Below are 14,810 nucleotides of genomic sequence, written 5' to 3'. Positions count from 1 at the left end.
CAGAGAATAATGATAATCTAGAGGGACAGACTGCGGTATGTGCCGTGAAGGAGGATGGATAGGGATTGGAAACCATACAAGTGGTATTTCTAACGGTGCTCATGTTCTTTGTCATCGTGACGGTTCATGAATGGGGGCATTATTATTTTGCCAAACGCGCCGGTATTCTTGTACGGGAGTTTGCGATCGGTTTTGGTCCCAAATTGTTCTCATATAAAAGAAACGAGACCCAGTTTACATTGCGTTTGTTGCCTTTTGGTGGATATGCACGGATGGCAGGGGAAGATCCGGAACTGGTAGAGATCCAGGAAGGACAGACCATTGCGGTAAGATCAGCGGATGACCAGGTGAAGATGATCTATCTGGACCAGCTGGATAACCGTAAAAATGTAATACGTGGTGAAGTCATCTCCATTGATATGGAGAGAGCGTTGAAGCTTCAACTCGATGTAGATGGAGAGATTCAGGAGTATCGTATACATCCCCAAGCGATGTTGGTAAGTCGTGGTAAACAAACGCAGATTGCACCGAAAGATCGTCAATTCGGCAGCAAAACTGTTGGACAGCGTGCATTAGCTATTTTTGCGGGCCCACTCATGAACTTTATCTTGGCCTTTGTGCTGTTTGCTGTATATGCGCAGATGGCAGGAGTTCCGGTGGAAAACCCGAAGAATCTTGAAATTGGTGAAGTGCTTGAAGGTGGGGCAGCTGATCAGGCGAACCTGCAAAAGGGCGATATTATCGAAACCATCAATGGTACTGCAATTGGTACGGATTCACAAAAAATGGTGTCCATGATTGCCGATTCCAAAGACAAGCCGATGGAATGGACGCTGCGCCGGGGTTCGGATACGTTTAATATAACGATTACTCCACGCGCTGTAGAAGGACAAGAGGGCGGTAAAGTGGGAATCGTACCTACGTTACCAACCCGATCTGTTGGATTTGTAGAGACATTTAAAGTTTCAGGCGTGGCCATGGTTGATACAACCAAAATAATATTTGAAGGTTTTAAACATTTGATCAATCAGTTCAACATGGATGATATTGGTGGCCCAGTTCGTACATTTGAAGTGACAGGGCAAATTGCTAAACAAGGGATTGAACAGTTAACGAGATGGGCAGCAATTCTGAGTCTGTACCTTGGGATTTTTAACCTGCTACCAATACCTGCACTGGACGGCAGCCGTCTGGTATTTTTGGGAATTGAAGCGCTGCGCGGCAGACCTGTTGATCCCAATCGCGAAGGCATGGTGCATTTCATCGGATTTGCGATGTTGTTTGTGTTGATGCTGGCAGTAACTTACAATGATATATTACGTTTAATTAACGGATAATTACGGTTGGACTACGCTCTGAACATTCAGAGATAGTCGTTATGGGAGGACGCTGGAGTCTTATGTCAAAGGAAAATGATAAACAGTTCGTGACTGAAATCACACCACAGGGTGAGGATTTCTCACGCTGGTACATTGATGTTATCAAAAAAGCTGATCTCATGGACTATGCACCCGTACGCGGTTGTATTGTGTTCAAACCAGACGGTTTTGAAATCTGGGAACATATTAAGGATGAGTTGGATCGTCGTTTCCGGGAAACGGGTCATCGCAACGCATACTTCCCGATGTTCATTCCTGAGAGCTTCTTTCAAAAGGAAAAAGAGCACGTGGAAGGTTTTAACCCTGAATTACCATGGGTTACGGAAGCTGGCGGAGAGAAACTGGAAGAACGTCTGGCAATCCGTCCTACATCCGAAACGATTATTGGTCACATGTATTCCAAGTGGATTCAGTCTTATCGGGATCTTCCGGTACTGATCAACCAGTGGGCTAACGTAGTTCGTTGGGAAAAAAGAACGTTGCCTTTCCTTCGCACAAGTGAGTTCCTGTGGCAGGAAGGTCATACAGCGCATGAGACGGAAGAAGAAGCACGTGAAGAAACGATGAAAATGCTAGAGATTTATCGTGAAGTGGTTGAGGAATACTTGGCTATTCCTGTAATTGTAGGTCAGAAAACCAAGTCCGAGAAGTTTGCGGGTGCGGTGGATACGTACTCGATTGAAGCCATGATGAAGGATGGACGTGCAGTACAAGCAGGTACATCTCACTACATGGGGACGAACTTTGCAAAAGCATTTGAAATCCAGTATCTTAGCCGGAATAATGTGCTCGAGCTGGCTTACACCACTTCATGGGGAGTAAGCACACGTTTGATCGGTGCATTAATTATGGTTCACGGAGATGACCGTGGTCTCGTACTTCCTCCTAAGGTAGCACCGACACAAGTGGTCATGATTCCAATTGGACCTCCGAAAACGCGTGATGCTGTTGTTGGGCGTGCAGATGAGTTGTTCACTGAGTTGAAAAAAGCTGGAGTCCGTGTGAAAATGGATGATCGCAGCGATGTTCGCCCAGGTTGGAAGTTCAATGAATACGAGATGCGCGGTGTTCCGATTCGTCTGGAGATTGGTCCACGTGATATGGAAAATGGCGTTTGTGTACTCGTATCACGCATCACAGGTGAGAAGAAAGTGGTAGAACAAGCAAACCTGGTAGAAGAGATCCAGGCTATGCTGACACAGATCCAGGTAGATATGTTAGAGCGTGCTCGCACATTTATGTCGGATAACTTCTACTCCGTGGATACACTCGATGAGATGAAAGAACTGATGGAAAATAAACGCGGGTTTACACTGGCTGGATGGTGCGGTTCAGAAGCTTGCGAAGATAAAGTAAGAGAAGTCACTGGTGCAACAAGCCGGAACATTCCGTTCCAGCCTGCGGAAGAAAAGCATACGTGCCTGGCTTGTGGTGAAAAGGCTGAACACACGGTTGTGTTTGCAAGAGCGTATTAAGTCAGGATAACCTGACGAAGAGCACTTTTTCACCAGTTGAGTAATGAATGAGAGCTTCTGTCGGATAAAATGAGTCGGTGCGAGTTCGGATCGGTGACATTTTTGAATGCAGGGGCTTTTCATGCTTTAAGGGGGTACAAGGAGGAACACGATGAGCGGATTCGAGGAGAAGAGAAAACGGTTTGAGTTGTTGATGAAACAGGCAGAGCTTCCGGCTGGTCTGTTAGAGCCCTATTTTTTGGATGGATGGATTGAACAAGTAGAGACCAATCGAAGTAATCGGGAATGGAATATTCTGATTGCAAAGGATACGTTGGTACCCGCTCCAATCTATCGCACATTTTGCCTGCATATTCAAGAGAAGATGAATCATATCGCCAAAATTTCATTTGGCTTCAAATACACGGACCAAGTACAAAATGGTGATATCGTCAGTGAATATTGGAATTTGTTTCTGGAGTGGGTTACCCGTGAGATTCCATCTGTAAATGGTTGGATGAACCGGACAACCTTTGAATGTGAAGAGGATCTTCTACAACTGACAATGAGTGATGCTACGTCGATGGAATTGGCTCGTAAGAAACAGATTGATCAAGCTATTACAAAATTCTATGAAAAATACTTTCATCTACCTCTTCGCATCAAGATGCAAGTGGGTGAAGTGGGAAGCAATAAAGAGGCCATGGAACAGTTCCAGGCCCAAAAACGTGTAGAAGAACTTGAGGTCATCGAGAAGATGATGAGTGAAGTGGACACAGAAATCCCGGTGGATGAGGAGCAGGGTGATCTGCGTTTGCAAATGGGTTATGACATCAAGGAGCCAGCAGTACCCATGCAGGAAATCCAGGATGAAGAGAAAAAGGTCACGCTTCAAGGTTCAGTGTTTGGACTGGATCGAAAAGAATTGCGAAACGGAAATACGTTGTTTACCTTCTACCTGACCGACTTCACGGATTCCATGCAAATGAAGATGTTTGCCAAAACAAAAGAGGATGTTAAAATTCTCAGTTTGTTGGCTAACGGTAAATGGGTAAAAGTGCGTGGTCGTGTAGAGTATGACCGGTTTATGCAAATTCCTGAGCTCGCCATGATTCCTTCGGATTTGATTGAAGTTAAAGCACCGCCGTCTCGCAAAGATAATGCACCAGAGAAACGGGTGGAGTTCCATTTGCACTCTACAATGAGTACGATGGATGCTGTAACTTCAATCGACAAATACGTGAAAATGGCAGCCGAGTGGGGACATAAGGCGATTGCTGTCACTGATCATGGTGGGGTGCAGGTATATCCCGAGGCTTCCAAGGCTGCTAAGAAAAACGGGATTAAGATGATCTACGGCCTTGAGGCCAATGTCGTGAATGACTCTGTTGCCGTTGTAATGGCTCCTCAGCCATTGGATCTCCAAACAGCGACATACATCGTATTTGATATCGAGACCACAGGTTTGTCGGTAACACAGAACAAAATCATTGAGATTGCAGCCGTGAAGATGCAAGACGGTAAAGAAATCGACCGGTTTGCAACGTTTGTGAATCCGCATGAACGCATTCCCTACAACATTCAGCAGTTGACCAATATTAATGATGACATGGTAAAAGACGCACCTGAGCTGGAGCCTGTTATCCGTGATTTTGTGCAGTTTGCTGGTGATGGTGTGCTTGTTGCGCATAATGCACGCTTTGACATGGGCTTTATCCAGGCTTCTCTGAAGCAAATTGGATTGCCAGAGCTTCCTAACCCGGTCCTTGACACATTGGAACTGGCGAGATTGTTATTTCCAAAAAACAAGAACCACCGTCTGAATACGATGGCTGATAAATATAAGGTTGGACTCGAAAGTCATCACCGTGCCATTGATGATACGGTTGCACTCGCGGGTATACTGATCGGATTATTAAATGATGCTGCTCAGATGAAAGGATTAACGAGACTTGATCGCTTGAACGATTATGTAGGTGTCGACTTGTCGAATACAAGACCTTTCCATTGTGGCATCTATGCATTGAATGATGTCGGTAAGAAAAATCTATATAAGCTGGTATCTCTCTCTCATACGGAGCATTTCAAGCGGGTACCGTGCATTCCCAAATCAAAACTGATAAATTTGCGTGAAGGTCTTGTTATTATATCGGGCTGTGAAAAAGGGGAGTTTTTCGAAGCGGTGCTTAACAAATCGCTCGAAGAAGCGGAAGAGATCGCTGAGTTCTATGACATACTGGAGATTCAACCACTTACGATGTATATGCATTTGGTGGATAAAGGGTTGGTATCTACACCCGAAGAAATCAAAACAGCGATCCGTAAAGTCATTGATATAGGTGCGAAACTTAATAAACCGGTCATAGCTACAGGTAACGTGCACTATTTGGAACCACGTGACAAGTTATATCGGGATATCACCATTCACGGAATTACAGGTTTTAGTCCACTCAAAGATCAACGTAAACCGGATGCACATTTTAGAACGACGGAGGAAATGCTGGAAGAGTTCCAGTTTCTGGGCCAAGATAAAGCTTACGAAGTCGTTGTTACAAATACGGTAGAGTTATCTGATCGATTTGAGGAAATTAAGTTATTCCCGGACAAACTGTTTACTCCGATTCTGGAAGGTGCGGACGAAGAAATCCGTAATACCTGCTATAACACTGCCAAGTCCATCTATGGCGAGGAATTACCAGAAGTAATCGTGGCACGACTAGAGAAAGAGCTCATTCCAATTATTAAATACGGTTTTTCTGCCAACTATCTGATTTCGGAGCGCTTGGTTAAAAAATCGAATCAGGATGGTTATCTCGTAGGTTCGCGGGGATCGGTAGGCTCCTCTGTTGTTGCTACATTCCTGGGTATATCCGAGGTTAATCCACTACCTGCTCATTATATTTGCGTAAATTCAGAATGCAAACACAGCGAGTGGTTCCTGGACGGCAGCGTTCGGAGTGGATTTGACCTTCCAGAGAAAGAGTGTCCGGATTGTGGTGGCACACTTAAAGGAGAAGGCCAGGATATTCCGTTTGAGACCTTCCTTGGGTTTAAAGGAGATAAAGTTCCCGATATTGACTTGAACTTCTCTGGAGATTATCAACCTCACGCACATAACTACACGAAAGTGCTATTTAGTGAGAAAAGTGTTTTCCGTGCGGGGACCATTGGTACGGTGGCTGAGAAAACAGCATTTGGTTTTGCCAAGAAGTATGAGGAACAGCATCAAAAGAAATGGCGTGGAGCTGAATTGAATCGTTTGGCCTCTGGCTGTACTGGGGTGAAACGGAGTACTGGACAGCATCCTGGCGGTATTGTCGTGGTACCTGATTATATCGAAGTCGAAGACGTTACACCTGTTCAGTTTCCGGCTGACGACGTTAATGCGGAGTGGAAAACGACACACTTTGATTATCATGCTTTTGAAGAGAACTTGCTGAAACTTGATATTCTGGGGCACGATGACCCAACGATGATGCGGATGTTGCAGGATTTGACAGGTGTCGATCCAACAACCATTCCGATGAATGATCCGAAAGTCATGAGCATGTTTAACTCAACCGAAGCTCTGGGTGTTACACCGGAACAGATTAGGTCGCCAGTCGCGACGTTTGGCGTGCCAGAGATGGGGACGAAGTTTGTACGTCAGATGCTTGTTGAATCCCAGCCGACGTCTTTTGCCGATTTACTTCAGATTTCCGGATTGTCCCATGGTACAGGGGTATGGCTTGGAAATGCTCAGGATCTGATTAAGAACGGAACGTGTAACATTAAGACGGTAATTGGTTGTCGGGATGACATTATGTTATTCCTGATTTATAAAACGGGAATGGACGCAAGTCTGGCATTTAAGATTACCGAGAGTGTTCGTAAGGGACGGGGTCTACCACAGGAATGGATTGACGAGATGAAAAATTGTAAAGTGCCTCAATGGTACATTGATTCTTGTCTCAAAATCCAGTACATGTTCCCGAAGGCTCACGCGGCCGCTTATGTTATTTCGGCAGTACGTACGGCATTCTTCAAGCTGTATCATCCGATTGAATATTACGCAACTTACTTTACCGTTCGGGCGGATGAGATTGATATCGAACTCATGTGTCAGGGATACGACGCGATCTATCGCAAAATTACGGAAATTGAGCAATTAGGTTTCCAGGCACCTCCAAAAGAGAAAAACATGTTACCTGTCCTGGAAATGGGTCTGGAAATGGCAGCGCGCGGATTCTCGCTGAAATCCATTGACTTATACCGTTCGGAAGCGACAAAGTTCATCGTTGACGGAAAAACACTAATCCCTCCATTTTCGGCGTTGGCAGGAATCGGGGATAATGCTGCTCGCAATATTGCTGCAGCACGTGATCATGGTGAGTTTCTATCGGTTGAGGACTTCCAGCAGAAGTCGAAAGCAAGTAAGACCATTGTTGAACTCCTGTCGAATATGGGATGTTTCCGTGGTTTGCCAGAGAGCAATCAGCTTTCCCTTTTCTAGGATTGAATTTGGATCTAACCTTAGCGATTGTTGGGGGAACGTAATTTTTCCTTCATTAGTAAGTAAACTGCCTGAAGCATCGCTTACTTGTCACTATTACCAGACTATGTTATAATTTTTGAAGTGAACGAGATAGTACGAATTTCTAAAGAGTGGGGAAACCCACTCTTTAGTCTTTGGTATACAAGAATCTTGGGTATTGAATAATCTGCCAGTGCTTTTTTGCTGGTGTAACCTAAGTTGGAGGTTATTGGTTTTGAGCACAACGAACATTAAATCTACCGTGGAAGAAATGATCCAACCCTACTTGAACGAACAAGGCTTCGAGCTGGTTGACATCGAATACGTCAAAGAAGGCAGCAACTGGTTTTTACGGGTGTATGTCGACAAAGAGGGTGGCATCGACATCGACGATTGTGTCTTGATCAGCGAAAAGCTGAGCGCCAAGCTGGATGAGAACGATCCGATTCCAACCATCTATTTCCTTGAAGTGTCTTCTCCCGGTGCGGAGCGTCCACTGAAAAAACCTGAGGACGTTACCAAATCTGTAGGCAAAAATGTTTTTGTTACAACCTACGAGCCGGTGAACGGATTGAAGGAATTTGAAGGCAAGCTGCTTTCCTTTGATGACGGGGAACTCGTGATCGAAGCAGGCAAAAAACAGCATGCCATTTCTTATGATAAGGTTGCCAGTGCGCGCCTAGCTATTTTGTTTTAAGTGCCTTGTTCACTTTATTAATGAAAAAGACACATCTCACGATAACGGCAAGGTGCTCATGAGTTCAGAGCCTTTCGCCGTTTTACGTATGAGATGCCATGTTTGAAAGGGGGATCAACATTCATGAGTATGGATTTTATTGAAGCAATGAATGAATTGGAACGGGAAAAAGGGATCAGCAAGGATGTGCTGTTTGAAGCGATCGAGGCTGCACTAATTTCCAGCTACAAGCGGAATTTCAACACGGCCCAGAATGTGCGTGTTGACATGAACCGTAATACGGGAGTTATTCGGGTGTATGCCCGTAAATTGATCGTGGAAGAAGTCCTGGATTCACGTACCGAAATTTCATTGCCTGCTGCACGAGAAATCAACCCACACTTCCAGCTGGAAGATATTGCGGAGATTGAAGTTACGCCGCGTGATTTCGGACGTATCGCGGCACAAACTGCCAAACAGGTAGTGACCCAGCGGATTCGTGAAGCCGAACGCGGCCTGATCTACAACGCTTTCGTAGATAAGGAAGAAGATATCGTTACGGGAGTGGTGCAGCGTCAGGATTTGCGCAATATCTACATCGATCTGGGCAAAATCGAAGCGGCTTTACCGCTGACCGAATTGATGCCGAACGAGAAGTTTGTTCATGGTGACCGTATTAAGGCGTATATCACCAAGGTCGAGAATACGACAAAAGGGCCGCAAATCATTTTGTCCCGTACCCATCCGGGCCTCTTGAAACGTCTCTTTGAACTGGAAGTGCCTGAGATCTTTGACGGTGTAGTTGAAATTCGCTCCGTCGCTCGCGAAGCAGGGTTCCGCTCCAAGATTGCCGTTCATTCCCGCAACGAGGAAGTTGATCCAGTTGGATCTTGTGTAGGTCCTAAGGGAATGCGCGTGCAGACCATTGTGGGTGAGCTGCGCGGTGAAAAAATCGACATCGTTCGTTTCTCCGATCAGGTAGACGAATATGTTGCTAATGCACTGAGTCCTTCCAAAGTATTGGAAGTTCATGTATTTGAGGAAGAAAAGATGGCTCGGGTTATCGTTCCGGACTATCAACTGTCGCTCGCAATTGGTATCAAAGGCCAAAATGCCAGATTAGCAGCCAAATTAACCGGCTGGAAAATCGACATTAAGAGCGAGAGCCAGGCGGAACAGGAATTCGGCAGAGAAAAAGATTCTTCTTCTGAAATGCATCAGGATTCCGTCTCCGTCGACTAAAGTAAAGTACGGGGGGCGCTGACGTATGAAACCAAAAAAAGTGCCGCTGCGCAAATGTGTGGCATGCCAAGAAATGATGCCCAAAAAGCAGCTGATTCGCATTGTTAAAACGCCAGAGGATGAAGTGCTGATCGATTTGACTGGCAAAAAATCCGGACGTGGTGCCTATTTATGCGGCAAAGAGTCCTGTTTTAAGCTCGCACTCAAAAACCGGGCTTTGGATCGGGCGTTAAAAGGCAAAGTCTCACCTGAAATTTACGAGCAATTAGCAGCTGACTTCATTGCGGTTGAGGATGAATTCAAAGCAGCACAGGAGCGTGAACATGACTAATATTAAAACGCTGTCTTATTTGGGACTCTCTATGCGTGCAGGTAAACTTGTAACAGGTGAAGAAATTGTACTTAAAGCGATCCGTTCTTCCGAAGCTAAAATGGTTATTGTTGCGGGTGACGCCTCAGCCAATACACAAAAGAAATTTCGCGATAAATGCGGAACTTATAAGGTTCCTCTGTTGATCGGATTTGACCGGGATAGCCTGGGATCAAGTATCGGTAAAGACACGCGTGTTGTTCTTGCAGTAACGGATCGAGGGTTTGCAAAAATGATCTCCAAGCAAGTCGGTATAATGTCGGAGGTGGAGTATATTGAGTAAACAGGAAAACAAGGATAAATTGCGAGTTTATGAATATGCGAAGTCCCTTAATATGAGTAGTAAAGAAATTATAACCATTCTTAAAAAGCTGGAAATTCCCGTAAACAATCATATGAGTGTCATGGAGAATGGTTCAGTCGGTAAGGTGGAACAATTTTTTAAAGATATAAAATCCACTGCTGCTTCGAAACAAGGCAACGATGCAAAACCAGTTGCTATTTCGGCAGTGCGCAGTGACAAACCAGTGGACAGCAACCAGCCGGCCGGCGGAGTGAACACGCCGAAGAGCAGTAACCCATCCGGTAGTCCCGTACAAACAAAAATACAACAGGAAAAGCAGGTAGGTATGAACAATAGACCAAATTCCAACAATAACAATGGCACCCAAAGACCCAGCGGCCAAGACAGCCGCAACAGAACGAACTCTTCCCAAGGCTCAAGCCAAGGAGGACAGTCAACTAACCGTCCAAGACCAGCTCAAGGTGGACAAAGCAGTACTGCATCCCGTCCGCAAGGAACGGGTCAACGTCCGAATAACAGCGGTGGCGGTCAAGTAAGAACTTCAGGCCCTAACAGCGGTGGTAATACAGGTACTGCTGGCAACCGTAGCGGTGGCCAAGGTCAGAGCCAAGGACAAGGCCAACGTAGAAGCGGCCCAGGTGGTACTACTGGCAACAACAACAATAGTGGTAACCGTTCGAACAGCGGTGGCGGTGGACGTCGTTATGATGACAACCGTGGCGGCAACTTCCGTGGTAACCGTGGTGGCAAGAATAACCGCAACAGAAATCAACAACAGTACCAACAACGTGAGAAAATTGATAACACACCTAAGAAAATCATCGTTCGTGGTGATATGACCGTTGGTGAAACAGCGAAGTTGCTCCATAAGGATGCTTCCGAAGTTATCAAAAAGCTCATCGCTATGGGCGTTATGGCAACAATCAACCAAGAACTTGATATCGAAACGATCCTTCTGCTTTCAGGTGAATTCGGTGTTGAGGTTGAAGTGAAGATTGTGCTTGAAGATGACCGTTTCGAAACACTGGAAGAGAATGATGATGCTGCTGACTTGCAGGCTCGTCCACCAGTAGTTACGATCATGGGTCACGTTGACCATGGTAAAACTACTTTGCTGGATGCTATTCGTTCCACGAATGTATCCGATGGCGAAGCAGGCGGAATCACGCAACATATCGGTGCATATCAAGTTGAAATTAACAACAAAAAGATCACGTTCCTGGATACTCCGGGTCACGAAGCGTTTACAGCGATGCGTGCACGTGGCGCACAAGTTACGGATATGACGATTATTGTCGTAGCTGCGGATGACGGTGTTATGCCACAGACCATTGAGGCGATTAACCATGCCAAAGCTGCAGGGCTACCAATCATCGTGGCTGTCAATAAAATTGACAAGCCGGGCGCTGATCCAGACAAAGTGAAACAAGAATTAACCAGCTATGAACTCGTTCCTGAAGAGTGGGGCGGAGATACCATCTTTGTTAACGTGTCAGCGAAACAAAGAATGGGTCTGGAAGGTCTGCTTGAAATGATTCTGCTGGTTGCAGAAGTGAACGAATACAAAGCGAACCCGGACAAACGTGCCCGTGGTACAGTGATTGAAGCCGAACTGGATAAAGGACGTGGCCCAGTTGCACGTATCCTCGTACAGCACGGTACATTGAAAGTCGGCGATGCTTTCGTTGCAGGTAACTGCTTCGGTCGTGTTCGTGCGATGGTCAATGACAAAGGTCGAAAATTGAAAGAAGCTGGACCTTCAACACCTGTAGAAATCACAGGTCTGACTGAAGTTCCAGGTGCGGGAGATCCATTCATGGTGTTTGAAGATGAGCGCAAAGCGCGTTCCATCGCTGACAAACGTTCGATCACGCAACGTGAATCCGATCTGGGTACGCATACTCGTGTGACGTTGGATGATCTGTTCCAGCACATCAAAGATGGCGAGATCAAAGATCTGAACGTAATCATCAAAGGTGATGTACAAGGTTCCGTTGAAGCATTGAAAGGTTCCCTTGCGAAGATCGAAGTTGAAGGTGTACGCGTGAAAATTATTCATAGCGGCGCTGGTGCAATCACAGAATCCGACATCATTTTAGCTGCAGCATCCAATGCTATCGTGATCGGTTTCAACGTTCGTCCTGATAACCAGGCGAAATCAACTGCAGATCAAGAGCAAGTAGACATTCGTCTGCATCGCGTGATCTACAGTGTTATCGAAGAAATTGAACAAGCGATGAAAGGTATGCTTGATCCGATCTACAAAGAGAAAGTTATCGGTCATGCTGAAGTTCGTAGCACGTTCTCCATCAGTAAAGTGGGTACCATCGCTGGTTGTATGGTTACCTCGGGTAAAATTACGCGTTCTGCGGAAGCACGCCTGATTCGTGATGGCATCGTCCTTTACGAAGGTAAGCTGGATTCCCTGAAACGTTATAAAGATGATGCCAAAGAAGTAGCACAAGGTTACGAGTGCGGTATCACACTTGATAAATATAATGATCTCAAAGAAGGCGACGTTATCGAAGCTTTCATTATGGAGACAGTCCAACGATAAGCAAGGAAGCATGAGGTGAACAACGATGGCTAAGATTCGTACAGGTAGAGTGGGCGAGCAGATCAAGAAAGAAATAAGTCTGCTCATCCAGTCTGAACTGAAAGATCCACGTATCGGCTTTATTACGGTAACGGGAGTCGAAGTGACAGGAGACTTGTCGCAAGCCAAAGTTTATCTGAGTGTCTTCGGTGAGCAGGAACAAAAAGATAACACGCTCAAAGCTCTGGCAAAAGCAAATGGATTTTTGCGTTCCGAGCTGGGCAAACGTATCCGGTTCCGGCATGTTCCCGAGTTGATATTTAAGATTGACGAATCCATCGCTTATGGCAGCCGAATTGAGAAGCTGCTTGGCGATATTGGTTCCGACAAGAACGAATCCCAGTAACAGAATAGAGGAGACGGCAATGCACACTTATGAACAGGCGCTCCAGGCCGGAAAGCAATTTCTGCTGGAGCATGATGATTACCTGGTCGTGTCGCATGTACAGCCGGACGGTGACGCAGTCAGCTCGACAGTAACGGTGGGCTGGCTGCTGTCATGTCTGGGTAAGACATTCACGATGATTAATGAAGGTGAAATCCCGCATCGCATGCAATTTTTGTGGGAAGCAGGCAACATTGTGAACATGACCGAACAACCACCGCAGCGAAAATATAAAGCTGTTATCTGTGTGGATTGTGCAGACTTTGCCAGAGTAGGTTTGACACGTCATTATTTCGAAGACGATGCTGTTATCTTGAATATTGATCATCACCCTACAAATGATGCTTATGGTACAGTTAACATCATTAAGTCAGATGCTGCTGCAACGGCTGAAATCTTGTTCGATTTTCTTAACCTGTTCCAAGTAACATGGGATAAAGATGTTGCGACGGCAGTTTATACAGGATTGCTTACGGATACAGGTGGATTCCGCTATGCCAACACCAGCCCAAATGTAATGACAACGGCCTCCAGACTGCTTGAACATGGCGTGGATGGTCCCTATCTCGCCCAGACCTTGTTGGAGCAGGTGACTCTTCCGCAAGTTCGGATTTTGAATCAGGCACTATCAAGCCTGCAGATGACAGATGATGGAAAGATAGCCTGGGTTGTTATTACACCAGATGATATGGTGGCTTGTGGAGCAGCTAATGAAGATCTTGAAGGGGTAGTGAACTATCCGCGCAACATTCAGGGCGTGGAAGTTGGTATCTTTTTCAAAGTCATCAACGAGAATGCAGTCAAGGTTTCTTTGCGTTCAGCTGGTAAGATTGATGTTGCTGCACTAGCACAGACCTTTGGCGGAGGCGGGCATGTGCTCGCAGCCGGATGTCGTCTGGAAGGCAGACTTGATGATATTATCCCAAAAGTACTGAAGCAGGTGAATTCGCAATGGTAAAGCCATTTGAAGGTGTACTTCCGGTATATAAACCGGCGGGATTTACTTCTCATGATGTTGTAGCCAAAATGCGTCGCATTCTCAAAATGAAGCGCATTGGGCACACAGGCACACTGGACCCACAAGTTACAGGTGTTCTGCCGCTCTGTCTTGGACGGGCGACACGTGTGGTGGAGTACATGCAGGAGCTTCCGAAAGAATATCTGGCTACGCTGAGATTGGGACTGTCTACTGACACAGAGGATATGACAGGGGAAGTCATTGAGCGGGCTGAAACGACTGTGGAAGTAACACAGGAACAGGTTCAACAGGTGCTTGAGCAGTTTCTGGGCACGATCTCACAGGTACCACCTATGTATTCTGCGGTAAAGGTAGATGGCAAACGTCTTTATGAGCTTGCTCGTGAAGGTAAGACGGTAGAGCGTAAGAGCCGTGAGGTCACAATCTATGAGCTCGAACTTACTGGAATTGAGACTCAGGGTGAGACCACCGATATATCCTTCCGGGCCTTATGTTCAAAAGGTACTTATATTCGGACATTGTGTGTAGACATTGGGCGGCAACTCGGATATCCATCCACCATGGTTCAACTGGAGCGTACGATATCTGCAGGTATCTCAGCAGATCATTGTCTTCGTATTGAAGAAGTGGAACAACTTATGGCTGAGGGAACTTTGGCGGAGGCGCTGATTCCTGTTGACGAGGCTATTGCTTCGATTCCGGCCCACAAGGTTGGAGATGAACAGGCCAAAGGAGCACTTCAAGGTCAGAAACTGTCTGCACGTCTTTTGGAACCGCCTGTAGAGCAACCTGGTTTGCTGCGGTTGTATGCTCAGGATGGTACGTTTCTGGGGATATTTGAACGGGATGAACTAAAACCAACGGTAAGGGCAGTTAAAGTCTTTTTGCCGGAATAAAGAGGTTTCGGGCTTG

At 46.0% G+C, this 14,810-nt stretch carries 11 protein-coding genes; all 11 read left to right on the top strand.

Annotation, left to right across the window (positions count from 1 at the left end; genetic code table 11):
* Positions 1 to 65: 65 nt before the first annotated feature.
* Positions 66 to 1,337 carry an RIP metalloprotease RseP gene (rseP, locus tag IFU39_RS09210; protein WP_091017268.1) on the top strand — a complete coding sequence of 424 codons (1,272 nt, stop codon included), beginning with the start codon at positions 66 to 68 and terminating at the stop codon, positions 1,335 to 1,337.
* 62 nt (positions 1,338 to 1,399) lie between these two features.
* Positions 1,400 to 2,854, top strand: a complete 1,455-nt coding sequence (gene proS, locus IFU39_RS09205) for a proline--tRNA ligase (protein ID WP_091017266.1) — start codon at positions 1,400 to 1,402, stop codon at positions 2,852 to 2,854.
* A gap of 151 nt (positions 2,855 to 3,005) precedes the next feature.
* Positions 3,006 to 7,325, top strand: coding sequence for a PolC-type DNA polymerase III (locus IFU39_RS09200; RefSeq protein WP_192132318.1), 4,320 nt, complete (start codon positions 3,006 to 3,008; stop codon positions 7,323 to 7,325).
* 256 nt (positions 7,326 to 7,581) lie between these two features.
* Positions 7,582 to 8,043, top strand: a complete 462-nt coding sequence (rimP, locus tag IFU39_RS09195) for a ribosome maturation factor RimP (protein WP_091017262.1) — start codon at positions 7,582 to 7,584, stop codon at positions 8,041 to 8,043.
* A gap of 123 nt (positions 8,044 to 8,166) precedes the next feature.
* Complete coding sequence (gene nusA, locus IFU39_RS09190; RefSeq protein WP_062833827.1) at positions 8,167 to 9,264, top strand: transcription termination factor NusA; 1,098 nt, start codon at positions 8,167 to 8,169, stop codon at positions 9,262 to 9,264.
* A 25-nt stretch (positions 9,265 to 9,289) separates the two neighbouring features.
* Positions 9,290 to 9,595: an RNase P modulator RnpM gene (gene rnpM, locus IFU39_RS09185; protein WP_017689143.1), complete on the top strand. Its 306-nt coding sequence runs from the start codon at positions 9,290 to 9,292 to the stop codon at positions 9,593 to 9,595.
* Entirely contained in the window at positions 9,588 to 9,917 is a 330-nt protein-coding gene (locus IFU39_RS09180) for a L7Ae/L30e/S12e/Gadd45 family ribosomal protein (RefSeq protein WP_017689142.1), read from the top strand. The genes rnpM and IFU39_RS09180 overlap by 8 nt, the downstream gene beginning before the upstream one ends.
* Positions 9,910 to 12,495: a translation initiation factor IF-2 gene (infB, locus tag IFU39_RS09175; RefSeq protein WP_192132316.1), complete on the top strand. Its 2,586-nt coding sequence runs from the start codon at positions 9,910 to 9,912 to the stop codon at positions 12,493 to 12,495. The genes IFU39_RS09180 and infB overlap by 8 nt, the downstream gene beginning before the upstream one ends.
* Before the next feature lie 25 nt (positions 12,496 to 12,520).
* Positions 12,521 to 12,880: a 30S ribosome-binding factor RbfA gene (gene rbfA / locus IFU39_RS09170; RefSeq protein WP_017689140.1), complete on the top strand. Its 360-nt coding sequence runs from the start codon at positions 12,521 to 12,523 to the stop codon at positions 12,878 to 12,880.
* 19 nt (positions 12,881 to 12,899) lie between these two features.
* Positions 12,900 to 13,877, top strand: a complete 978-nt coding sequence (locus IFU39_RS09165; protein WP_192132314.1) for a DHH family phosphoesterase — start codon at positions 12,900 to 12,902, stop codon at positions 13,875 to 13,877.
* Positions 13,871 to 14,794, top strand: a complete 924-nt coding sequence (truB, locus tag IFU39_RS09160; protein ID WP_192132312.1) for a tRNA pseudouridine(55) synthase TruB — start codon at positions 13,871 to 13,873, stop codon at positions 14,792 to 14,794. Before IFU39_RS09165 ends, truB begins: the two co-directional genes overlap by 7 nt.
* Positions 14,795 to 14,810 lie beyond the last annotated feature (16 nt).

The organism is Paenibacillus sp. CFBP 13594 (assembly GCF_014842675.1).
GTDB classification, from domain to species: Bacteria; Bacillota; Bacilli; order Paenibacillales; family Paenibacillaceae; genus Paenibacillus; species Paenibacillus amylolyticus_B.
The sequence above is the reverse complement of the archived record's forward strand: the minus strand, read 5'-3'. Positions and strand labels throughout refer to the sequence as shown.

Bases quoted from the DNA above. Each gene is read 5' to 3' on its own strand.
- rbfA (WP_017689140.1), top strand. From the start codon at position 12,521: ATGGCTAAGATTCGTACAGGTAGAGTGGGCGAGCAGATCAAGAAAGAA.
- truB (WP_192132312.1), top strand. From the start codon at position 13,871: ATGGTAAAGCCATTTGAAGGTGTACTTCCGGTATATAAACCGGCGGGA.
- rnpM (WP_017689143.1), top strand. From the start codon at position 9,290: ATGAAACCAAAAAAAGTGCCGCTGCGCAAATGTGTGGCATGCCAAGAA.
- IFU39_RS09165 (WP_192132314.1), top strand. From the start codon at position 12,900: ATGCACACTTATGAACAGGCGCTCCAGGCCGGAAAGCAATTTCTGCTG.
- IFU39_RS09180 (WP_017689142.1), top strand. From the start codon at position 9,588: ATGACTAATATTAAAACGCTGTCTTATTTGGGACTCTCTATGCGTGCA.
- IFU39_RS09200 (WP_192132318.1), top strand. From the start codon at position 3,006: ATGAGCGGATTCGAGGAGAAGAGAAAACGGTTTGAGTTGTTGATGAAA.
- proS (WP_091017266.1), top strand. From the start codon at position 1,400: ATGTCAAAGGAAAATGATAAACAGTTCGTGACTGAAATCACACCACAG.
- nusA (WP_062833827.1), top strand. From the start codon at position 8,167: ATGAGTATGGATTTTATTGAAGCAATGAATGAATTGGAACGGGAAAAA.